Annotated in this window: 21 protein-coding genes and 1 tRNA gene; 7 read left to right on the forward strand and 15 right to left on the reverse strand. The window is 68.5% G+C overall.

All coding sequences use genetic code 11. The annotated features are described in order from the left end of the window. Nucleotides 1-126: 126 nt before the first annotated feature. A complete protein-coding gene (locus tag V6K52_RS15975) occupies nt 127-1,161 on the reverse strand; it encodes a DMT family transporter (RefSeq protein ID WP_353951109.1) in 1,035 nt (344 codons plus the stop codon). 82 nt (nt 1,162-1,243) lie between these two features. On the opposite strand from V6K52_RS15975, the gene V6K52_RS15980 reads away from it, so the two are divergent. Then, nucleotides 1,244-1,795, forward strand: a complete 552-nt coding sequence (locus V6K52_RS15980; protein ID WP_353951110.1) for a CGNR zinc finger domain-containing protein — start codon at nt 1,244-1,246, stop codon at nt 1,793-1,795. A gap of 95 nt (nt 1,796-1,890) precedes the next feature. Here the strand turns inward: V6K52_RS15980 and V6K52_RS15985 are convergent, their stop codons facing one another. The 3 genes from V6K52_RS15985 to V6K52_RS15995 all read right to left on the reverse strand — a co-directional run bounded on the left by V6K52_RS15985 (nt 1,891) and on the right by V6K52_RS15995 (nt 5,719). Then, nucleotides 1,891-2,892: a ribose-phosphate diphosphokinase gene (locus V6K52_RS15985; protein WP_353951111.1), complete on the reverse strand. Its 1,002-nt coding sequence runs from the start codon at nt 2,890-2,892 to the stop codon at nt 1,891-1,893. Nucleotides 2,893-2,894: 2 nt separating this feature from the next. Then, nucleotides 2,895-4,385, reverse strand: coding sequence for a bifunctional UDP-N-acetylglucosamine diphosphorylase/glucosamine-1-phosphate N-acetyltransferase GlmU (glmU, locus tag V6K52_RS15990; RefSeq protein ID WP_353951112.1), 1,491 nt, complete (start codon nt 4,383-4,385; stop codon nt 2,895-2,897). A gap of 86 nt (nt 4,386-4,471) precedes the next feature. Then, nucleotides 4,472-5,719, reverse strand: coding sequence for an MFS transporter (locus V6K52_RS15995; protein WP_353951113.1), 1,248 nt, complete (start codon nt 5,717-5,719; stop codon nt 4,472-4,474). Between the two features lie 82 nt (nt 5,720-5,801). On the opposite strand from V6K52_RS15995, the gene V6K52_RS16000 reads away from it, so the two are divergent. Together V6K52_RS16000 and V6K52_RS16005 are read left to right on the forward strand one after the other, a co-directional pair. Continuing rightward, nucleotides 5,802-6,680, forward strand: a complete 879-nt coding sequence (locus V6K52_RS16000) for a LysR family transcriptional regulator (protein WP_353951114.1) — start codon at nt 5,802-5,804, stop codon at nt 6,678-6,680. A gap of 134 nt (nt 6,681-6,814) precedes the next feature. Further along, nucleotides 6,815-7,213 (forward strand): hypothetical protein, encoded by a 399-nt coding sequence (locus V6K52_RS16005; protein ID WP_353951115.1) that lies wholly within the window; start codon nt 6,815-6,817, stop codon nt 7,211-7,213. Nucleotides 7,214-7,251: 38 nt separating this feature from the next. Here V6K52_RS16005 and V6K52_RS16010 read toward each other — a convergent pair whose 3' ends face one another. The 3 genes from V6K52_RS16010 to V6K52_RS16020 form a co-directional block, all read right to left on the reverse strand. After that, entirely contained in the window at nt 7,252-7,446 is a 195-nt protein-coding gene (locus tag V6K52_RS16010) for a hypothetical protein (RefSeq protein ID WP_353951116.1), read from the reverse strand. Between the two features lie 638 nt (nt 7,447-8,084). Continuing rightward, nucleotides 8,085-8,504, reverse strand: a complete 420-nt coding sequence (locus V6K52_RS16015) for a lysyl oxidase family protein (protein WP_353951117.1) — start codon at nt 8,502-8,504, stop codon at nt 8,085-8,087. Nucleotides 8,505-8,565: 61 nt separating this feature from the next. Next, entirely contained in the window at nt 8,566-8,718 is a 153-nt protein-coding gene (locus V6K52_RS16020; protein ID WP_353951118.1) for a hypothetical protein, read from the reverse strand. A 343-nt stretch (nt 8,719-9,061) separates the two neighbouring features. Here V6K52_RS16020 and V6K52_RS16025 point away from each other — a divergent pair, with 343 nt between their 5' ends. Then, the gene (locus tag V6K52_RS16025) at nt 9,062-10,591 is read left to right on the forward strand and encodes a putative Ig domain-containing protein (protein WP_353951119.1); all 1,530 of its coding nucleotides are present in this window, start codon (nt 9,062-9,064) and stop codon (nt 10,589-10,591) included. A gap of 174 nt (nt 10,592-10,765) precedes the next feature. Here V6K52_RS16025 and V6K52_RS16030 read toward each other — a convergent pair. Continuing rightward, nucleotides 10,766-10,844 (reverse strand) — tRNA-Gln (locus V6K52_RS16030). A 162-nt stretch (nt 10,845-11,006) separates the two neighbouring features. On the opposite strand from V6K52_RS16030, the gene V6K52_RS16035 reads away from it, so the two are divergent. Then, nucleotides 11,007-11,603, forward strand: a complete 597-nt coding sequence (locus tag V6K52_RS16035) for a TetR/AcrR family transcriptional regulator (protein ID WP_353953789.1) — start codon at nt 11,007-11,009, stop codon at nt 11,601-11,603. A 27-nt stretch (nt 11,604-11,630) separates the two neighbouring features. On the opposite strand, the gene V6K52_RS16040 is transcribed toward V6K52_RS16035, so the two are convergent. Further along, nucleotides 11,631-12,017: a glyoxalase gene (locus tag V6K52_RS16040; RefSeq protein WP_353951120.1), complete on the reverse strand. Its 387-nt coding sequence runs from the start codon at nt 12,015-12,017 to the stop codon at nt 11,631-11,633. Further along, the gene (locus tag V6K52_RS16045) at nt 12,017-12,883 is read right to left on the reverse strand and encodes a methyltransferase domain-containing protein (RefSeq protein ID WP_353951121.1); all 867 of its coding nucleotides are present in this window, start codon (nt 12,881-12,883) and stop codon (nt 12,017-12,019) included. The genes V6K52_RS16040 and V6K52_RS16045 overlap by 1 nt, the downstream gene beginning before the upstream one ends. A 109-nt stretch (nt 12,884-12,992) precedes the next feature. Between V6K52_RS16045 and V6K52_RS16050 the strand changes: the two genes are divergently transcribed. Continuing rightward, nucleotides 12,993-13,487: a MarR family transcriptional regulator gene (locus V6K52_RS16050; protein WP_353951122.1), complete on the forward strand. Its 495-nt coding sequence runs from the start codon at nt 12,993-12,995 to the stop codon at nt 13,485-13,487. A gap of 29 nt (nt 13,488-13,516) precedes the next feature. Here V6K52_RS16050 and V6K52_RS16055 read toward each other — a convergent pair whose 3' ends face one another. The 3 genes from V6K52_RS16055 to V6K52_RS16065 all read right to left on the reverse strand — a co-directional run bounded on the left by V6K52_RS16055 (nt 13,517) and on the right by V6K52_RS16065 (nt 17,492). After that, nucleotides 13,517-14,512, reverse strand: a complete 996-nt coding sequence (locus tag V6K52_RS16055; RefSeq protein ID WP_353951123.1) for a family 20 glycosylhydrolase — start codon at nt 14,510-14,512, stop codon at nt 13,517-13,519. Between the two features lie 206 nt (nt 14,513-14,718). Continuing rightward, nucleotides 14,719-16,560, reverse strand: coding sequence for an ABC-F family ATP-binding cassette domain-containing protein (locus V6K52_RS16060; protein ID WP_353951124.1), 1,842 nt, complete (start codon nt 16,558-16,560; stop codon nt 14,719-14,721). Next, nucleotides 16,560-17,492: a 4-(cytidine 5'-diphospho)-2-C-methyl-D-erythritol kinase gene (locus tag V6K52_RS16065; RefSeq protein WP_353951125.1), complete on the reverse strand. Its 933-nt coding sequence runs from the start codon at nt 17,490-17,492 to the stop codon at nt 16,560-16,562. Before V6K52_RS16065 ends, V6K52_RS16060 begins: the two co-directional genes overlap by 1 nt. Nucleotides 17,493-17,587: 95 nt before the next feature. Between V6K52_RS16065 and V6K52_RS16070 the strand changes: the two genes are divergently transcribed. Further along, nucleotides 17,588-18,595, forward strand: coding sequence for an NAD-dependent epimerase/dehydratase family protein (locus tag V6K52_RS16070; RefSeq protein ID WP_353951126.1), 1,008 nt, complete (start codon nt 17,588-17,590; stop codon nt 18,593-18,595). Here the strand turns inward: V6K52_RS16070 and rsmA are convergent. Together rsmA and V6K52_RS16080 are read right to left on the reverse strand one after the other, a co-directional pair. Further along, a complete protein-coding gene (gene rsmA, locus V6K52_RS16075) occupies nt 18,572-19,453 on the reverse strand; it encodes a 16S rRNA (adenine(1518)-N(6)/adenine(1519)-N(6))-dimethyltransferase RsmA (RefSeq protein WP_353951127.1) in 882 nt (293 codons plus the stop codon). The two genes, V6K52_RS16070 and rsmA, sit on opposite strands and share 24 nt — an antisense overlap. A gap of 93 nt (nt 19,454-19,546) precedes the next feature. Then, nucleotides 19,547-20,728 carry a ubiquitin-like domain-containing protein gene (locus V6K52_RS16080; protein ID WP_353951128.1) on the reverse strand — a complete coding sequence of 394 codons (1,182 nt, stop codon included), beginning with the start codon at nt 20,726-20,728 and terminating at the stop codon, nt 19,547-19,549. Nucleotides 20,729-20,918: the final 190 nt, after the last annotated feature.

The following is a 20,918-nucleotide window of genomic DNA, read 5'->3' on the forward strand; positions in this document are numbered from 1 at the left end:
TTGTGGGCCGTGCTGCGTCCCTCGCCGAGGCAACCCCGAGAGTCTAGGCGACGGGGTGTGAAGCAGGGAAATCGGTGTATGCCGCCCGCTCGACCGCGCTCGTGCGCCACCTTCTGATGCGTGAGCCTACCGCCGGACGATCAACTCACGGGAGGTGCTCGCTGCAGCGAGCAAGGACTCACTGGTGGGGACGACGAGCTGATCGTCGTCCGGCAGGTCGGGCCCACCCTCGGGCCGCTCCCCCATCCGGACCGCGACGACCCCGCCCAGGATGAGCAGGCCGCCAGCGAGCTGGATCCATCCGGGCAGCTCGTCGAGGAGCAACCAGGCGATGAGCACCGCGAAGAGGACCTCGGAGAGCCCGATGAAGCTCGCGACGGTGGCGCCGACAAGGCGGGTGCCGATGACACCGACGCCATAGGCGAGAGCTGCGGCGACGAGGGCGAGCTCGGCGACGGGCACCCACCACGCGGTGGCGACCCCGGCGATCTGGACACTCTCCCGGGCGGTGCCGTAGTCGATGAGGCCCGTTGCGCTCGCCAGGACGAGCAGCACTGCACCCACACCAAGCCCGAAGCCTGCGAGGGCCAGGGGCGGCAGCGAGTCCTCGTGCTCATGTCCGGAGGTCACGTAATAGGTGGCGAGCCCGACGGCCGCGAGGAGCCCCCAGATGACACCGGCCCAGGAGATCTGCACGCCGGAGAAGACGTCGAGGACGAGGACGAGCCCTGCGACGGACAGGCCAACGCCGGCGAGCGTGAGGCGGGACGGGCGGTGACCGTGCCGCGCCCACATCCATCCGACGACGACCACGATCCCGAGGTACTCGAGGAGCAGCGCCACGGCGACGGACAACGTCTCGACGGCGTTGAAGTAGGCGAACTGGCACCCGGCGACAGCCACCGCCCCGAAGGCGATGACCTGGCCAGCGTTGCGGCGCAGGAGACTCCAGCGACCCCGGAGGGACCAGATCGCGACCGGCCCGAGGACGAGTGCTGCGAACCCGACGCGCCAGGTCACCACGCCCGCGGGGGTCCAGCCGGCGCTGAGCAGGGACTTCGCGAACGCACCGGAGGAACCGAACGCCGCCGACGAGATCACGACGAGAATGAGCCCGAGCAGCAGGGTGCGCCCCGATCGGTTCTGGATTCCAGCGTTCATGGCGCTCACCTCTGTCAGGAGTAAAGTGGTTCTATGACCCTTACGAGGTTCACGGTAGAGGTTCGCGATGTCAGGAGTCAAGATGCTTTTTGCCCATGACACTGAGTTGGCGCTGCAGTACGCCGCGTCGCTCATCAACACCGCGCCCGGACACGGCGACTCGATGGCGGAGGACCTGCCCACAGTGGAGTCGCTCGTGACCCACATGGACGGGTGGCAGTGGAGCGGCGACCGCCCGCGGACCCGCGCCTCGCTCGACGAGGTCCACGCCCTGCGCCCGCGGCTTCTCGACCTCTGGACACGCGACGTCGACGACCTTGTGTCAGGTGTCAACGACCTCCTCGCCGAGCACCAGGCACTCCCGCGCCTCGTCAAGCACGACGACCTCGACTGGCACATCCACGCCACACGCGATGACGAACCGATCGCCAAGCGCATGGCCGTCGAAGCTGCCATGGCCTTCATCGACCTCATCCGGTCCGGGGAGACCGAGCGCCTACGGGTGTGCGCCGCCGATGACTGCGAGGACGCGGTCATCGACCTGTCCAAGAACCGGAGTCGGCGCTATTGCGACGGGACGTGCGCCAACAAGGCCCACGTCGCGGCATACCGAGCACGTCGGCACACCGACTGAACGCACCCTCCCCGACTTATTGCGAAATCCGTCGAATCTCCTGACCTATTGCTCAATCCGTCAGCGGCCGACGGATTGCGCAAGAAGTCGGAGCCTCAGGCGCGCCCGCCGAAGAGGCTCGTCACCGAGCCGTCCTCGAAGACTTCCTTGATCGCCGCGCTGATGAGCGGTGCGATCGACAGGACGGTGAGTCCCTCGAACTCCGCCTCCGGCGCGATCGGCAGGGTGTTGGTGACGATGACCTCGCGGGCGGCGCAGTCGCGCAACCGCTCCGTCGCGGGTGCCGAGAGAATGGCGTGCGTCGCCGCGATGATGACGTCCTTGGCACCGTCGGCCATGAGCGCGTCGGCGGCCTTAGTGATCGTGCCGCCCGTGTCGATCATGTCGTCGACGAGCACGCAGACGCGACCCTTGACGAGACCGACGACGCGGTTGGCCACGGCCTGGTTGGGCTGGTTGACGTCGCGCGTCTTGTGGATGAAGGCCAGCGGCGCACCACCGAGACGCTTGGACCACTGCTCGGCGACCTTGATGCGACCGGCATCGGGAGAGACGACGGCGAGGTCCTCGTGGCCGTACTTCGCCGACACGTAGTCCGACAGCACCGGCTGGGCCATGAGGTGGTCGACCGGTCCGTCGAAGAAACCCTGGATCTGGTCGGTGTGCAGGTCGACGGCGATGAGCCGATCGGCGCCAGCGCTCCGGAAGAGGTCGGCCATGAGGCGGGCCGAGATCGGCTCACGACCGCGGTGCTTCTTGTCCTGGCGGGCGTAGCCGTAGAAGGGCATGACAACGGTGATCCGCTTGGCGCTCGCCCGCTTGAGCGCGTCGATCATGATGAGGTGCTCCATGATCGCCTCGTTGAGCGGGGCGGCGTGGCTCTGGATGACGAACGCGTCGGAGCCGCGCACGGACTCCTCGTAGCGCACGTAGATCTCGCCGTTGGCGAAGTTGTAGGCACTCGTCGGGACGAGCTCGGTGCCGATGAGTGCGGCGATCTCCTGCGCCAGCCCCGGGTGCGAGCGACCCGAGAAGATCATCAGCTGCTTCTTGGGCTTCTTGCGGATGTTGGCCGACTTGGGGCGTTCTTCCTTCATCGTCAGGCCTTCTGTTCTTGTGACTCGTCGGTCGGGTTGTCAGGCGATCCGGTATGCCGGGTGCCCGCCTGCGTGGCCGCCTGGGCTGCCGCTTCGGTCTTGCTTCCGGCGCGGGCCCGGGCGACCCACCCGTCGATGTTGCGCTGGCGTCCGCGAGCGACGGCGATCTGGCCGGGCTCGACGTCGCCAGTGAGGGCACTGCCCGCCGCGACGTAGGCGCCGTCCGCCACGTCGACGGGAGCCACGAGCACACTGTCGGAGCCGATGAAGGAGTGCTTGCCGATCGTCGTGTGGTGCTTGTTGACACCGTCGTAGTTGGCGAAGATCGTGCCGGCGCCGATGTTGGCGCCCTCACCGATGGTGGCGTCCCCGGCGTAGGTGAGGTGCGGGACCTTGGCGCCGTCGCCGATCCACGCGTTCTTGGTCTCGACGAAACCGCCGATCTTGCCCTTGACGCCGAGGACGGTGCCGGGGCGCAGGTAGGAGAACGGGCCGACGGTGGCCTGCGCGCCGATCCGGGCGAGGTGGGCCTCGGTGCGCTTGACCTCGGCGCCCTCGCCCACCTCGGTGTCGGTGAGCGTGCTGTCGGGGCCGATGCGGGCGCCAGCACCGATGCTCGTCGCGCCGAGGAGCTGAGTGTTGGGCAGGATCGTCGCGTCGCGGCCGATGGTGACGTCGGCGTCGATCCACGTGGTGGCTGGGTCGACGATCGTCACGCCCTCGCGCATCCACTTCTCGTTGTTGCGGCGGTTGAGCTCGCGGCCGAGCGTGGCCAGCTGGACGCGGTCGTTGATGCCCTCGGTCTGCCAGAGGTCGTCGATGAGGTGGGCCCCGACCGGATGTCCGCCGTCGCGGGCAATGGCGAGCACGTCGGTGAGGTATTTCTCGCCCTGGGAGTTGTCGGTGCCGACCTGATCGAGCGCGGCCCGAAGGACGTCGGCGTCGAAGGCCCAGATCCCCGAGTTGATCTCGTCGACCTCGCGCTGCTCGTCGGTCGCGTCCTTGTGCTCGACGATGCCGAGCACCGAACCGTCGTCGGCGCGCAGGATCCGGCCGTAGCCGCCGGGGTTGGGCACCCGCGCGGTGAGGACGGTGACCGCGCTGGCGGACGCCGTGTGCGCGGCAAAGAGCGCGGTGATCGTCTCGGACGTGAGGAGCGGGGTGTCACCGGACGTGATGAGGACGGTGCCGTCCACACCGACCGGGAGGGCCAGGAGGCCGCACTCGGCCGCGCGGCCGGTGCCCTTGATCTCATCCTGGTCGGCGATGATCGCCGTCGCGTCGACCTCGGTGGCGTGGGCGGCGACCCGGTCGCGATCGTGCCGAACGACGACGACGACGCTCTCGGCGTCGGCCCCGCGGGCAGCGACGAGGGCGTGCCCGAGGAGGCTGCGGCCGCCGATCCGGTGGAGCACCTTGGGGGTGACTGACTTCATCCGGGTCCCCTCGCCTGCGGCGAGGATGATGACAGCGGTGGGCCGAGCAGTGGTCACGAGTGGGGCTCCCGGGGGTTCGTGGCGGCGTACCGCGCCACTCTACCGACGAGACGCGGGTATGCCGTCCTCGCCCGTTTGGATGGTCAGGTGGCCAGTGCGTGACTGCGCCGAAGCACCAGGCTGAGGACAGCCACTCCGGCAAACAACGCACCGGCGAGGACGACGACACCGGACCACCCGGCATACGCCCAGGCATGTCCCCCGGCCGTCCCGAAGACGGACGAGCCGACGTAGTAGGCGAACAGATAGAGCGAGGCGGCCTGTGCGCCGGCCACGCCGCCGGCGTGCGCCCGCACTGGCACCCAGCCACTGGCCACGCCATGGAACACGAAGAAGCCCGCGGTCATGAGTGCGGTGCCGGCAACGACGACCGCGAGGTGGCCAGGGATCGTCAGCAGGAGGCCCGCGAGCGCGAGCCCCGCGCCGATCGGGACGACCGCCCGACGACCAAAGCGATCGGCGAGCCGGCCGGCGATCGCGGACCCGGCGGACCCGAACGCGTAGACGAGGAAGACGAGGCTCGCAGCGCCCAGGCCGAGGCCGAACGGTGCACTCGTGAGCCGGAATCCGAGTGCATTGAAGACGGCGACGAAAGCCCCAGCGCCGAGCATTCCGATCCCGTAGAGCGCCAGGAGCACCGGATCAGCGACGGCACGGCGGGCCATCCCGAGCATGGAGCGCACGCCCGCTCGACGTGGGACGAAGTGGCGCGACCCGGGCAGCGCGAACCACACGATGAGCGCGCAGATGAGCCCCAGGACGGCCGCGGCCGCGAGCGCCCAGCGCCACCCCCACGCCTCGGCGACGGCTCCTGTTGCGAGTCGCCCCGTCATGCCACCGACGGCGGTCCCCCCGATGTAGAGACCTGCGGCGCGCGCGTGGGCGCCGCGGTGCAGCTCTTCACGCAGGTATGCCGTGGCGACCGCGGGCAGGCCAGCGATCGTCACGCCGAGCGCGAGTCTCAGTCCGAGGAAGGTGGGCCAGGTGGGTGCGACGGCACTGGCCGCGGCGACGACCACTGAGGCGATGAGGCTGGCGTGGATGAGTCGGGTGCGGCCGATGCGGTCGGACAGCGGCCCGGCGATGAGGAGGGTGAGGCCGAGCGCGATGGTGGTGAGCGAGAGGGAGAGCGTGCTGTCGGCCGACGAGACGCCGAAGTCGTGGGCGAGCTCGGGCAGCAGTGCCTGGGTGCTGTAGATGAGGGCGAAGGTCGCGACACCCGCTGCGAAGAGAGCAAGAACGACTCGGCGATAGCCCGGCGTGCCGGGACGGTGACCCGTGTTCGTCGGCACAGGGGTGTCTGGTCGAGCGACCCGCTGGCGTGTCTTCACCCCTCGAGAGTGGCTCAGGTCGATCCATACGTCTAATGACGCTGTTAGCGCTTTGCCATACGCAAGGCGCATGATGATGAATATGCAGCTGAGAGACCTGGAGTGGCTCGTGGCCCTCGCAGAGCATGGTCATGTCACCGAGACGGCAGCCGCGCTCGGGGTGAGCCAGCCGACGCTCTCGCGGGCTTTGGCACGGATCGAGACCTCGCTGGGGACGCGGTTGTTCGAGCGCGTGCCCAACGGCGTCGCCCTCACTCCCCACGGCGAGGTCGCCGTCGCAGCCGCCCATGACATCACCGGTCGCCACGACCAGCTGCTGGCGGACCTCGCGGCACGGCTCGACCCCGACAGTGGCACGGTGCGCCTCGCGTTCCTCGACTCGATGTCGACGTCCCTCGTTCCCCGGGTGCTGCGTGAGTTCCACACGCATGCCCCTGCTGTTCGGGTCCTCCTCACCCAGGAACCGCACCACCACATCGTCCGCGACCTCGACTCCGGGGCGGTCGAGCTGGCGATCACGTCCTGGCTGCCCGATGGCCCGTTCGGATGGGCACCGCTCCAGAAGGAACGACTTGTTCTCGTCGTCCCTCCGCACCACCGGTGGCGAGGCCGGCGCCGGATCGCGCTGCAGGACCTCGCCGATGAAGAGCTCGTGACCACTCCACCGGGCTTCGGCTATCGCGCGCTCGTCGACGACCTGCTGGCGTCGGCCGGTGTCGCTCCGAAGGTGTCGTTCGAGAGCGCAGACCTCGCGACGATCGAAGGCCTCGTGTCTGCCGGACTCGGGGTTGCCGTGCTGCCCGAACAGTTCGCCGGGCAGACGGGCACCGTCGGCATCCCGCTCACCGCTGCCGCCGCCCGCCGGACGATCGGCCTCACATGGCGCACCGATCGCGACCTGGCCCCGCCTGCCGCCCGATTCGTCGATTTCGTGGTTTCTGCGGCCGCGAAAACCCGATAACCGCAGGTCGTGGGCCTGCTGTCGCCGTGGCTCGCGATGCAGTTGACGGGGGCAAACAAGGACGCCCTAACCTTGGGCCCAGCAAGGGGATTGCGGCGGCCGACGGAACCGCTGTGACTGTCGAGGAGCATGAAGTGAACGCAGCACGGCCGCGGGTGCGGGTGCACATCGTCGCGATCGACGACGACCACCGAATGCTGCTCGACCGACGGCCCAAATCCCTGACGTGGAGCCTGCCCTGGGCCTACCTGCGGATGGGTGAGGACCCCTGCCGTGCCGCCCGCACCCTCGTCCATGACACGGGAGCCACGCCCTCAATGGCTCGCGTTCACGGCGTCGAGAGCGCGGTCGAGCACGGCGATCACTATCTCGATCTGGTCTATCGCTGCAGCGCCGAGCGGGTCTGGAAGTCGTCACCGGTGACGTCGAGTGCCCTGTGGTGGAGCCTGGACGAGATCACGTCGATGGAGTTGGTGTCGCGCGCCAAGAGTGCGCTCGTCACGACGTGGCCGCAGGTCTGGCCCAACATCTGAGGTTCCCGTCCTCAGTTCGACCTCAGTGCGGGTAGGGCTCAGGGCGGCGCGGTCGCCGGTGAGCAACCGGCCTCGCCCGGCTGGATGGTGACGCGCGGCGGCGACCACACGTTCACCTGTCCATCAGCGTCGCGGTGACCCAGACGGCAGTCCAGTGCCTCAGCACCAAAGAGCGAGGCGAAGACCTCTCCCTCGATCTCTTCGACCTCGACGAGGAGCCCCGGAGTGGTCACGGAGACCAACTCGTCCCGTGTCGAGGGAGTCCCCGTTTTCAGCCACTCGATGAAACGATCACGGTCGGTGTCCGAGATCGAGGGTGGCGAAGTCGGAGCGAAAACGGGGAGCACTGGCCGGGACTCGCAGTCGTCGACACGCTGGCTGGATCCGCCATCTCCCCACGGATCGAGATCAATCGCACGACACACCACCGCGCTGCCCGGCCCCCACGACTTCGAAAACGGCGGGCCTCCGTTGAAACCGCTGGTCGATGCTTTCGCACGCAACTCGAGGTGCACGATTCCATCGTCATCGCGCGCCTCTGGCGCGGACAGAACCTGGATGGTCACGCGATCTTCCTGGTTCGCTGGCATCTCGGGAGGGCCGGACTGTCCAGTTGGTGAGGTCACCATTCGTTGGGTCAGTTGGTCGACATCAGGCGAAGTGGTGATGAGTCCCCGCATCCACTCCTCTTCGCGATCCAGACGATCGACCGCCATCTGGCGAGCAACACGCTCGCCAGATGGCGGTCGTTCCCGGTGCCAGACCCACGTCATGGCGACGGAGCCCACGACAAGCGCCAGCACGGCGTAGCGACCGAATCTCCCCATAGCCACAACCTAGGGATCGTCCGATCCGCCCCGCGTGAGTACGGCTACCCGGCTTGGGCCACCGTGCGCTCGCCCGGGGATCCGCCGATCACGATCTTGGCGTTCGACACGTTGTTGGTCGTGTTCGACTCCTTGAGGCGGTTGCGGAAGTTTGTCGTCACGCGCACTGAGTAGGTCCCGTTGGGCAGGCCGGCGATGTCGAAGGCCTGGCCCGGCAAGCCCTGGTAGTACGTGTCACCCCAACCCGCTGGAAGCACCTCGCGAATCCACAGGGCTGACTGGCCGCCACAGGCAGACCAGAGTCGGTCCGTGTCGACGCGCTGCTCCGCACCCGGGATCGTGAGGTCGATCGGATCGGTGGGGGCGAGGCAGAAGGCCTGCTTCCCACTGCGGGTGATCGAGCCGTTGGCGGCAACGAGGTCGCCGGCGCGACGTCCTCGACGTGCCAGTGCATATGCCCTCAAGCGGATCCCACTCGAACTCCCCAGCGGGGTAGGACTTCACCGGAACGCCGTTGCGGTTCTCCTACTGGGTCGCCGTTATGGTGCTCTGGTTGACGTGGTAGCCCTCCACCACGAGCGGCCCCGAGCCGAGGTTGGCGATGTTGGCACCGAACGTCAACTGGTCGTTGCCCTCCTCGTCCGTTCCCGCGAACATGTCGAACGCCGGAAGAGCCACCCTGTCGGGCTGCTCTTCTTCGCCGCCGGAGCACTACCCGGGGTCGTAGGGGCACGGCACCGTCTTCACGGTCATGGTGAGCCCTCGTCGAGGCCGTAGACGATGTGCTTGGTCAGGTCAGAACCCGTGGTGAGCCACGAAGGACGAGGGACATCGGGGGGCAAGCGCCTCCTCGGGTCTTAGTACCAAGGTCCACTCGTGCCAAGCATCGCCTTCGTGCGACTGTTGCCACAGGACGTGCGCACCGACCACTTCTCGGCGCTGATCGGCCGCCCTCCCCTTCAGGCCGTACGGCCCGAGGGTTGAAGCGAAAGCACCACGGGCCGGGGTCGAGGAGGCAGACATGGCCGAACGCCAGTTCCGCTCCCTGTGGGTGATCCTCGCGGCGGTCATGTTGCTCCTCTCGGTCAGTCTCACCGAGACCGCCTTCGCGGCGGTAGTGAGCGTCTCCCGCGCGGAGGTGAGCGGCAACCGGCTTCGGATCGAAGGCAATGCGAGTGCAAACCGGGCCATCACGGTCGACGGTGTGTCGATGACCACGAGCAGCAGCAGCGGCAGTTTCAGGATCGACCGGTCCGGCTATACCCGTCCGGCGGACTGCACGGTGGACCTCCACGACGGAACCCCCGCGGCCCCTCGCGTCGTCAGGCTGTCCGGTTGTGTGGTGACGACACCGCCACCTCCACCGCCACCTCCGCCGCCGCCCACCTCCGTCGCGCTGGTCACCGTGACGTTGAACCCCGCAACTCTTCAGGGCGGTCAGACCGCCTCGGCCACCGTCGTGCTGACGGCGCCGGCGCCGGCCGGTGGTGCAGTCGTCTCCTTCCTGAGCAAGAACGCGGCAGCCACGGTGCCTTCGACACTCATCGTTCCGGCGGGGGTCAACAGCCGGGTCGTTCCGGTCTTCGTGACGACCAACCCGGTCACCGCCACCACCACCGGGCCGATCGAGGCGACGTACAACGGCGTGACGCTGACGACCGTGGTCACGGTCACCCCCCCGCCGCCACCACAGCCCGGCGGCCAGCTGGAGTCGATCTCACTTTCCCCGTCCCTCGTGCAGACCGGCACCCTGCAGTCGTCCGCGACGCTCTTCTTCACCGCCCTCACCGGGACCGGGGGCGCCTTTGTCACCCTCACCAGCAGCAACACCTCCGTCGCCACGGTCCCGGCGTCCGTGACGGTGCCGGCGTTCAGCTCGCAGGGTGCCTTCGGCGTCGCGATCCGGTCGTCGGCCCTGGGCACCACGACGATCTCCGCGACGTACAACGGGGTCACGCGCTCGGCAGTGTTGACCGCGCAGAGCGCAACGCTGTTCCGGATCATCACGGAGTCCCCGCTCCCGCAGGCCACCGTGGGAGCCAACTACGCGGGCTTCATCGAGGCTTGTTGCGGCCAGGGAGGGCCGTACACCTGGTCGCTGGTGAGCGGCACGGTCCCCGACGGTCTCCGGTTCGCCGGGAACGACCTGGGGCTGACGCGCACCACTGGCGTGACCGGCGTGCCGACCCGCGTCCAGACCACGACGTTCACGGTCCGCGCCCGGGACGGCGCCGGCAACACCGCCACCAAGACCTTCACCCTCAGCGTGGGACCTGCTGACCCGTTGGTGATCACGAACCAGAGCGGCACACTCCCCCCTGGACGGGTCGGCGTGAACTACGAGGCCGCGGTGTTCCCCGGAGGAGGGGTGCCGCCCTGGACGTGGTCACACGTCGCGGGAACTCTGCCTCCCGGCCTCCGGCTGCAGGCCTCACCCGGTCGGGTCCTCGGCACCCCATCCGCCCCTGGCACCTTCTCGTTCACCCTGCGCGTGGATGACTCCGGCGGTCAGTTCGCCACCGGGGTCTTCAGCATCACGGTCAGTCCCTGAAGCGATCGCGCACACCGGGCGGGCGAAGCAAAGTCGGGCAGGATGAGGTCATGACTGCGCCGGCGGGTCAAGGCCACGACCCACCAATCTGCCCGGAGAGCCCATCGGGGCACGTTCCGACGGGTGAATCGCAGCGACAGATCGCCGCGCACGGCGCTGACCTGCTGGATCTTGCTCCCCGGGTAGGAGTCGAACCTACGTCGCTAGTCCTGATTCAAAGTCAGGCGGGCCCTGCCGGCAGACCAACCGGGGAACGATGCGCGTCAGGCGTGCTCACGGCATACGTCGCACAGAGTAGTTGACCCGAGCGCGACCTCACGCATGGTGCTGTCAGCGGTGACGTGCGCAGGAGGGCACAATGGCGCAGGTGAGTCGAGACGATGCCGTGACGAAGGTGCGCACTCCGCGGGGGCGGATGACGGGAGCACAACGGCGCGAGCAGCTCGTCGGGATCGGACGCCAGATCTTCGCGAAGCGGGGATACGAGGCGACCACCGTCGAGGAGATCGCGAGCGCAGCCGGTGTCTCCAAGCCCGTGGTCTATGAACACTTTGGGGGCAAAGAGGGCCTGTATGCCGTCGTCGTCGACCGTGAGATCCAGGCACTTCTCGCGTCGATCGCCGGTGCGCTGACCTCTGGTGGCAGCTCGCGAGCACTGCTCGAACGGGCCGCGACCGCACTGCTCGACTACATCGAGTCGTCGACCGACGGCTTCCGGATCCTCGTGCGCGACTCGCCACCCGGACAGCAGACCGGCAACTTCGCGTCCCTCATGTCGGACGTCGCCTCGCAGGTCGAGCACCTGCTCGCAGCGCAGTTCACCAAACGCGGGCTCGACCCCAAGCAGGCGCCGATGTATGCGCAGATGCTCGTCGGCATGGTGGCGCTCACGGGTCAGTGGTGGCTCGAGAACCCCAAGGCCAAGAAGCGCGACGTCGCCGCAGCCCTGGTCAACCTTGCATGGAACGGTCTGACGGGCCTTGAGCCCAAGCCCGAGATCACCCACGCCTGACGTCCCGACGGGGCACGAAGTCGCTCGTCAGACGAAGAAGTCGGCCTTGCGGGTGGCGACCTGCTGGAACTCGATCCGGTTGCCCACGGGATCGTCGCTGTGGAACCGCCTCACACCGGGGATGGCGTTGTCCCAACGCACCTCTCCGCCGGCACCAGCGATGGCGGCGGCCAGCTGGTCGACGTCGTCGGTGGCGAGGCAGGGGTGGGCCTTGAGCGCGGGAGCGAATCCGCCGTCGACACCGCAGTGGAGCTCCTGATCACCGGCGCCGAACCACACACCACCGCGTGCCGCCAGGGCTGTCGGTTTGGAGATCTCTGGCAGGCCGCACACCACACCATAGAAGTGGCGCAGCAAGTCCTCGGAGCCTGCGGGACAGGCGATCTGGACATGGTGGATTCCAAGGATGGCCATCAGGCACCTGCTTCGGTCGGAGCATCGGTAGGAGCTTCGGTCGGGAGTGTGTCGGCGGCGTCCTTCTTGCGGGCCACGGCGAAGACACGCCTGAACGGGAAGAGGACACCGACCTCGCTGCGCGGATAGGCCTCGCGGAGCGACGCGGCATACGGCTCGACGAAGGCGTCACGCTCCTCCCCCTCGGGAAGGATGTCGAGGACCGGACGCAGGCCGGTGGCGCTCACCCAGTCGAGGACGGGATCCTGCGACGCACCGTCGGGGTCGAGCACATGCGAGTAGACCGTCTCCCAGGCATCGACGTCGGCGCCCAGCCGAGTGAGGAAGGTGAGATAGGTCTTGGGCTCCCCGACGGCCGGCAGGTCGAGCGCGGCGAGCAGCTCGTTGGCGCGGGCGTGGGTGGCCGAAGTCTCGCGCATGAGTGCGTGACTTGGTGCGTCGAAGTTGTTGGGGACCTGGATCGCGAGCCAGCCACCGGGTGCCAGTGCGTCCATCCACGTCGGCAGGAGGTTGAGGTGACCGGGCACCCACTGCAGGGTCGAGTTCGTGATGATGATGTCGGGAACCTGACCGAGGGAGGCGGGATCCCAGTCCTTGAGGTCGGCCTGGATCCACTCGACCCGATCGGCCGTGTCCAAGGCTCGAGCGGCCTCGAGCATCGTCTCGGACGCATCGATACCGACGATGCGAGCGTTCGGCCAGAGCTCACCCAGCGTGAGGGTGGCCGGACCGTTGCCACAGCCCAGATCCACGACCAACTCCGGTTCGTCGCAGCGCACTTGGGCAACGAGGTCGGCGAACGGGCGACTTCGCTGCTCGCCGAACCGTGAGTATGCCGCGGGGTCCCAGCTCGGCTGTGTGCGCATCGTTGCTCCTCCTGCAAGTCATGAATGATTCGTCGGCCGAACCCTTGGCTTAACTCTCCCGGGAATGTATCTTGATGTCAAGATACTTGACGAGAGTACAGTCGCCCTCATGCCCGAGGATGATGTCGACCGTATCGTCTCAGCCTGGCGCCGAGAGCGTCCTGAACTCGACGTCACCCCACTCGAGATCCTCAGCCGGGTCTCGCGGCTCGCGCGCCGCCTCGATCTCGCCCGCGGGAGCGCCTTCGCCGAGCACGGGCTCGACGGCTGGGAGTTCGACGTCCTCTCGGCACTGCGCCGGGCAGGCGCGCCCTATGAACTGTCCCCGGGCCAGCTCATCGCCGAGACACTCGTGACCAGCGGCACCATGACCAATCGCGTCGACCGGCTCCTCACCCGGGGCTTCGTCGAACGCCAACCGGACCCGCGCGACCGCCGGGGCGTCATCGTGCGGCTCACCCCAGAGGGCATGCAGACGGTGGACGCGGCCCTTGACGACCTTCTCGCACACGAGCGGGTCCTGCTCGGGGAGCTGCCCAAGGGCGAACGCACCGCTCTTGCCGGACACCTGCGCATCCTCCTGAGGCCTTTCGAAGCGAACTGACGTGCGGCCCCGCTGGACTCGACGTCGGCTCAGGTCGCGCGCACTTTCGAGGCGAAGGCGCTGTAGATCGGCGAACCCCGCCCGATGATCGTCGCCTCGGAGAGCGAGGCACTCTCTCCACTCCAGATCGAGAAGCAGGCGCCGCGCAGCTTCGTGTGGGTCTCACTCATCGCGCGATCCGCACCCCAGTAGCCCAGCGTCCACCAGCCACGCAGGGCGTCACACATCCACTGCCGGTCCTCCGCGGTTTCGTAGGTCCGAGGGACCCAGTAGCAGTAGTAGCCGTTGTAGTTGTGGATGGTGAAGCCAGCGGTGGCCAGTGCCGGCATCGTCAATCGCGTGCCGGGCGTGCCCCAGTCGTCGTAGTCCCAGTAGGCCACCGTGAGCGAGCGGCTGAGCACCGCAGCCGCCTCGGGGATGATCGCGTCGTTCCACACCGTCGAGGACACGAAGTGCTGAGCCCTGAGGGTGGCCGCCAGAGAGCTCACGCCCTTGGCCCATGCCCGCTTCTCCAGCGGCGTCCCCGCGAACTCATCCCCGCCGAGGTGCACCCGAGTGGCGCTCGGGTGCATGCCGAGCACCTCCCTCCAGAGCTCACGCACGAAGGCCCAGGCGGTGGCGCTGTGAACCTCGATCTCCCGTGGCGCGTAGTCGGAGAACACCTCGGAGGTGGGGAACCGTGAGATCGGGGTGAGGTCCATGAGGCGGCGAATGCCACCCGCATGCCCCGGGGTGTCGATCTCCAGCATGACGTCGACACCCCGGCTCGCGGCATGAGCGATCAACGAGGTGAGCTGGACCCGAGTGAGGAAAGCCGTCCCGGTGCGCGGATTGACATACTTCGTCCCGATGCGCGTCGCCTTCGCTGCGGTTTGCCCGAGCATCGCGGACTCGAGCCCGTAGGCCTCGTCGTCGGAAGCGTGCAGGTGCAGGGAGTTCCCGCCCCTGTCGGCCACCAGGTTGATGAGGGTGACGATCGAGGCCGGCGACCAGTAGCGGCGGGCGATGTCGAGGTTGAGTCCCACGCGATCGATGGTTCTCACTGCAGCCTCAGCGCGCATTGGCATCCCGAGCAAAGTGGCCGCGCCCGCTGCCGCTGCCATCAGAACCGTTCGACGTCGCATCAGGTGGACCGGCTTCCGCTCGAGGGTCCTGCCCTGACCGTGAACCGTCCACCCCGGGCATTGACGTCAACGTAGCAGCGCCCACCAGTTCCTGCCCGGTGGGGAAATCAGGGCTCGAGGGCGTCTGCAGCTTCGAGCCATTCGAGCTCGAGGACCTCACGCTCGTCGACGACCTCACGCAGCTCCTGGTTGAGCTCAAGCACCTTGGCGTGATCACTCACGTGCTCGGCCATCGCCGCGTGGATCCGCGCTTCACGGGTCGCCAGTTTGGAGAGCTGCTTCTCGACCCGAGACATGACCTTGCGGGCCTCCCGCTGCTCAGCCGGACTTGCCGAGGAAACCGGTTGCGCCACAGGGGTTTTCGGCTCGACCGCCGACGAAGCGGGGCTGTCGACGGAAGGGGCCATCGCGGCATACGTCGGGGTGACGGTGGCGCGCAGCTTGAGGTACTCCTCGACACCGCCCGGCAGCTGCCGCACGTGACCATCGCCCAAGAGGGCCACCTGCTGGTCCGCGACCCGCTCCAGGAGGTAGCGGTCGTGCGAGACGACGAGCAGCGTTCCGGCCCAGCCGTCGAGGACATCCTCAAGGGCGGTGAGCGTCTCGATGTCGAGGTCGTTGGTCGGCTCGTCGAGGAGCAGGACGTTGGGCTCGTCCATGAGGATGCGCAGCACCTGCAGCCGGCGCCGCTCACCACCGGAGAGGTCACGGACGCGCACCTGCTGGCGAGGACCCGGGAAGCCCAGGCGCTTGGCCAGCGATGATGCCGAGACCTCCTTGCCGCCGAGCATGGTGACCTTGCGAACCTCTTCGACGGCATCGATGACCCGGCTGTCGCGGAGGCGGTCGAGCTCGCGCACGTCCTGCGTCAGGTGGCCGATGCGGACGGTGATGCCTTCCTTGCGCTTGCCCGCAGTCAGCGGGATCTCGCCGGCGATGGCGCGCAGCAGGGTCGACTTGCCGGAGCCGTTGACCCCGACGATGCCGATGCGCGCACCCGGCGCGAGGTGCCAGGTGAGCTTTTCGAGGAGGGTCCGATCACCCAGGGACACGGACGCGTCGAGGAGGTCGATGACATCCTTGCCGAGCCGGCTCGTCGCGAACGCCATGAGCTCGACGTCGTTGCGCGGGGCGGGCTCGTCCTCGATGAGGGCGTTGGCGGCGTCGATCCGGAACTTGGGCTTCGTCGTGCGGGCGGGCGGGCCGCGACGCAGCCAGGCGAGCTCCTTGCGGAGCAGGTTGTTGCGGCGCTCGGCGGTGACCTTGGCCATCCGCTCGCGCTCGGCCTTGGCCAGCACGTAAGCCGCGTAGCCGCCGTCGAAGCCGTTCACCTGACCGTCGACGACCTCCCAGGTGCGGGTGGCGACGGCGTCGAGGAACCACCGGTCGTGAGTGATGGCGACGAGGGCGTTGTCGGGGCGGGACCGATAGTTCACGAGGTGATCGGCCAACCAGGCGACGCCCTCGACGTCGAGGTGGTTGGTCGGCTCGTCGAGGAGCAGGACGTCGGGGTCGTCGACCAGCAGCGAGGCCAGCGCGAGGCGGCGGCGCTCGCCACCGGACTTGCCGGCCACGGTCGACTCCAGACCCCCGAGCGCGGGGGCGTCCAGTCCTCCGAGCAGGCCCGTGAGGACGTCGCGGATACGCGAGTCACCGGCCCAGACGTATTCCTCGAGGTCACCCAGGACGACCTCACGCACGGTCGCCGCGGGGTCGAGCGTGTCGTCCTGGGTCAGCACACCGACGGTGCCGCCGCCGAGGCGGGCCACCCGTCCACTGTCCACGGCGAGCTCCCCCGCGAGGACCCGAAGCAGAGTCGTCTTGCCGCCACCGTTGCGTCCGACGATGCCGATCAGGTCGCCGCCGGAGACCCCGAGGGAGACGCCGTCGAGCACCTGAGCGGTGCCGAGCGCGAGGGCAGCGCGCTCGACCGAGATGATGACCGCCACTAGTCGACCTTGGCCGGGATGACGTGGGCGCCGTGGACGGGACCGATCGCCTTGCGCACCTCGCGCGCGGCGCCGGTGGCGGTGAGGGCAACTGTGAGGTCGATGGCCGACTCGACGTCCTCGACGAGGAAAGCGACCGTCGGCCCGGACCCCGAGACGACGCCACCGAGGGCACCGAACTCCATGCCGCTCGCGAGAAGCTCACCGAGCTCGGGCCGCAGCGAGATCGCGGCATCCTGCAGGTCGTTGGTGAGCTGCGGCGCGAGGATGTGCGGGTCGCCGGAGCGCAGCGCGACCATCAGCTCAGAATTTGGCGTGGGGTCGGGCACGGAGGCCTCGCCACGCAGGCGGTCACACTCGGCATAGACCTCGGGCGTCGAGAGGCCGATGTCGCTCATCGCGAAAACCCAGTGATAGCTGCCGCGCGCGAGCACCGGGGCGAGACGCTCGCCCCGGCCACTGCCCACGGCGGTGCCCCCACGGATGAGGAACGGGACATCGGAACCCAGCTCGGCGGCATACTCCTCCAGCTCTTCGGTCGACAGACCGAGTGCCCACAGGCGGTCGCACGCCACGAGAGTGGCGGCAGCATCGGCCGAACCACCGGCCATTCCCCCGGCGACGGGGATCGACTTCGCGATCGACACGTGCACAGGGGTGTCGACGCCGGTCTCGTCGGCGAGGAGGCGGGCGGCGCGCAGCGCGAGGTTGGTCGAGTCGGTCGGCACGACGTCGGCGTAGGGGCCGCTCATCGAGCAGTTCCAGTCGTCGTCGAGGGCGACCGTGACGTCGTCGTGGAGGTTCACGGCTTGGTAGACGGTGGACAGCGTGTGGAAGCCGTCGTCGCGCACAGGACCAACGAGAAGTTCGAGGTTGACCTTGGCGGGGACACGCACCGTGACGGGCGAGGGGTCCGAGTGGGCCGAGGTCATGCCGCCACCCTAGTCATCGCACGAGCGTGCCCTGACATCCACGCTCTCAGCGAACACGGTCGCGCTCCAGTGCTCGGCCGCGGTCCACTGTCGGCATGAGACTTCTCGTGCTCGGTGGAACGGCGATGCTCGGACGTGCCGTCGCGGCTCAGGCTGTCGCCGACGGTCATGACGTGACCTGTCTGGCGCGCGGCGTCGCCGGCGACGTGCCCGACGGTGTGCGGTGGGTTCGTGGTGACCGCGATGAGCCCGACGGACTCGCCGAGGTGTCAGCCGCCGACTCGAGATGGGACGCCGTCCTCGACGTCTCGCGCCAGCCCGGACAGGTGCGCAGCGCTGTCGTTGCCCTCGAACCAGTCGCCTCGCACTTCGTCTTCGTCTCCACAGGCAATGTGTATGCCGACCACTCACGTCTCGCGTCCGACGAGTCCGTTCCGCTGTTGCCGGCCCTGGACGGCGAGGTCATGGCCGACATGACGGTCTATGGCGAGGCCAAGGTGGCGTGCGAGGCGGCCGTCCTCGACGGGTTCGGCGCCGACCGCTCACTGATCGCCCGGGCCGGGCTCATCGGCGGGCCCGGCGATGCCTCGGGTCGCTCGGGCTGGTGGCCCTGGCGCTTCGCCCACCCGGTGGGTTCTGGTGGGGCCGTGCTGACGCCTGACGACCCGGGCCTTCCCATGGCGATCATCGACGTGCGCGACCTCGCTGCCTGGCTCGTGCGCTGCGCCGACGCGCGGACCTCAGGAGTGTTCGACGCCGTCGGCGAACCCGACACCCTGGGCGGCCTGCTCTCGGCCGCGCGCGAGGTCGCCGGTCACGAGGGCGCCGTTGTCCCGGCCTCGGCCGCATGGTTGGCCGAGCACGGTGTCCAGGAGTGGATGGGCGACGAGAGCCTGCCGCTGTGGATCTCGGACCCGGACTGGCGCGGCTTCGGCTCGCACACCGGGGCCGCGGCCCGCGCAGCCGGACTCACCAACCGGCCGGTGACGGACACGCTTCGGGACGCGGCGGCATACGAGGAAGGTCGTCAGGCGACCGACCCACGACGCTGCGGCCTCAGCGACGAGACCGAGCGAAAGCTACTCGGACTCCTCGGCCACTGAGCCTGCACGGGCGCGGTGGGCGCTCGCGATCGCCGCGAACTGGTGCACGTCGAGCTGCTCACCCCGGGTGCGCGGGTCGATGCCCGCGGCGACCAGAGCGGCCTCCGCCGCCTTCGGTGAGCCGGCCCAGCCCGACAGCGCGGCGCGAAGGGTCTTGCGCCGCTGCGCGAACGCGGCGTCGACGCAGGCAAAGACCTCTTCCCTCGAGGCATCCGTGGTCGGCTGCTCGCGGCGGATGAGCTTGACGAGGCCCGAGTCGACGTTGGGCACGGGCCAGAACACCGATCGGCTGACGTTGCCTGCGAGCGCGACGTCGGCGTACCAGGCGGCCTTGACGCTGGGCACGCCATAGATCTTGGAGCCCGGTTTGGCTGCGAGCCGCTCGGCGACCTCGAGCTGGACCATGACGAGGATGCGCTCGAGACTGGGGAAGCGCTCGAGAAAGTTGAGCACGACGGGGACCGAGATGTTGTAGGGCAGGTTGGCGACGAGCGCGGTCGGCGCCTCACCGGGGAGCCCCTCGACACGGAGGGCATCGGCGTGGACGACGGTGAGCCGGTCAGCGACGGCTGGAGCGACGGTCTCGACGGTCTCGGGCAGGGCGCCCGCCAGGGTCGGATCCACCTCGACGACGGTGACGTGCCGCACCACTGGCAGGAGGGCAAGGGTCAGCGACCCCAGACCCGGTCCCACCTCGACGACGACGTCCTCGGCGCCGACACCCGCCACCCGCACGATGCGCTGGACAGTGTTGGCGTCGATGACGAAGTTCTGCCCCCAGGTCTTGGTGGGGCGGATGCCAAAGCGGGCCGCGAGCTCGCGGATCTGTGAAGCCCCGAGGAGCCCTGACGTCGACATGGGCGCCACCCTATGGCCCGTGATCAGCCGGACAGACAACGAGGCCGTGCGCCCCACCGAAGTGGGAGGCACGGCCTCGGACGTCTGTCAGCGTCAGGCTGCGTGTCCGCAACCCCACGGCTGGAGGCCACGGTCCGCGTAGACGCGGTTGGCCACGGTGATCTGCTCGGCGCGCGACGCAAGGTCGGCGCGCTGGGCGAAGTCGCCACCGCCGGCACCGAGCCACGTGCGGATGTCGAACTGGAGCCCGCCGTAGTAGCCGTTGCCGGTGTTGATCGACCAGTTGCCGGTCGACTCGCACTGGGCAATGCGGTCCCACATCGCGGCGTTGCTGAGGTTGATGCCAGCCCCAGAGGTGTTGCCGGGCGAAGGCGCCGGAGCAGAGGACGTCCTGGGAGCGGACGACGTCTTGGGCGCGTCCGGCTTGGGGGCGACCGGCTTGGCCTTGGTGCCCACGGCCACGACCTCGGCCACAGCAGCCTTGGTGACCTTGGTGCTGAGGACCTTGTCGCCGGCGGGCTTGCCGTCGACCAGGGTGCGTTGGATGGTGAGGGTCTTGGAGCCGTTCTTGCCCTCGGTGACGACCTTGCGGGTGCCCTCGAAGAGCGAGGCGTCCTTCTTGGTCGTCGTCGTGTGGGCAATCGCCTGCGTGGTCGTCAGCTGCTGCTGCCTGAGGCGCTGCACCGTGATGTTCAGCCCGTTTGCCACGGGCGTCGTGAGGCCCGGCGCGACCCTGTCATCAGCGTCGTTCGAGACACCCAGCTGCTTCAACACATCGGCGACAGTGGCACCGGTGGTCGAGACGGGGATCTTGCGCTTGTCGATCGACACGGTCACGTTCTTGGAGGTGACCACCGTGAGGGCGAGGCCCTGGCGGCCCAGCGCCTGTGAACGCGAGGCGGAGAGCTTGGCATCGCTGCCGGCGCGGATGTTGAGATCGCGCAGCGCGGCGTCGACGGTCGTGGCGGTGGTCCAGTAGTCCTTCCTGACACCGTCGACGGTCACGGTCAGCTTGCGCCCGTAACGCACCGAGATGGTGTCACCGTCCTCGAGCGGCGAACCGACTGAGGGAACGACCTGGTCGTGCTCGCCGACCTTGATGCCCTTCTTGGCGAGGGCGTCGCCCACGGTCGAGCCGAAGACGTGCAGCGACGAGGACTGGCCGTCGACGGACAGCGCGACGGCCTTGTCGAGGTGGGCAACGCCGAAGGAACCGGCGGCCACCGTCAGTGCCGCGGCACCTTGGGCAGCAAAACGCAGGGGACGAGAAATCAAGAGTGCTCCGATGATCGAACTCTCCGGATACCAAGACGGGCGACAGTCCCAGGGGAGGACCGCGGGACTCCCCAGGGGAAGAGTCCCGACAACAGGAGAGCGAGGGTCGCCAGGCGTCACCGCCGGCGTCCTCGCCCCTGCCTTCGCCCGGAGCCCAGCTCCGGCCAACCCATCAACCATGACCAGAAAC

Origin of the sequence: Knoellia sp. S7-12 (assembly GCF_040518285.1) — a bacterium.
GTDB lineage: Bacteria > Actinomycetota > Actinomycetes > Actinomycetales > Dermatophilaceae > Knoellia.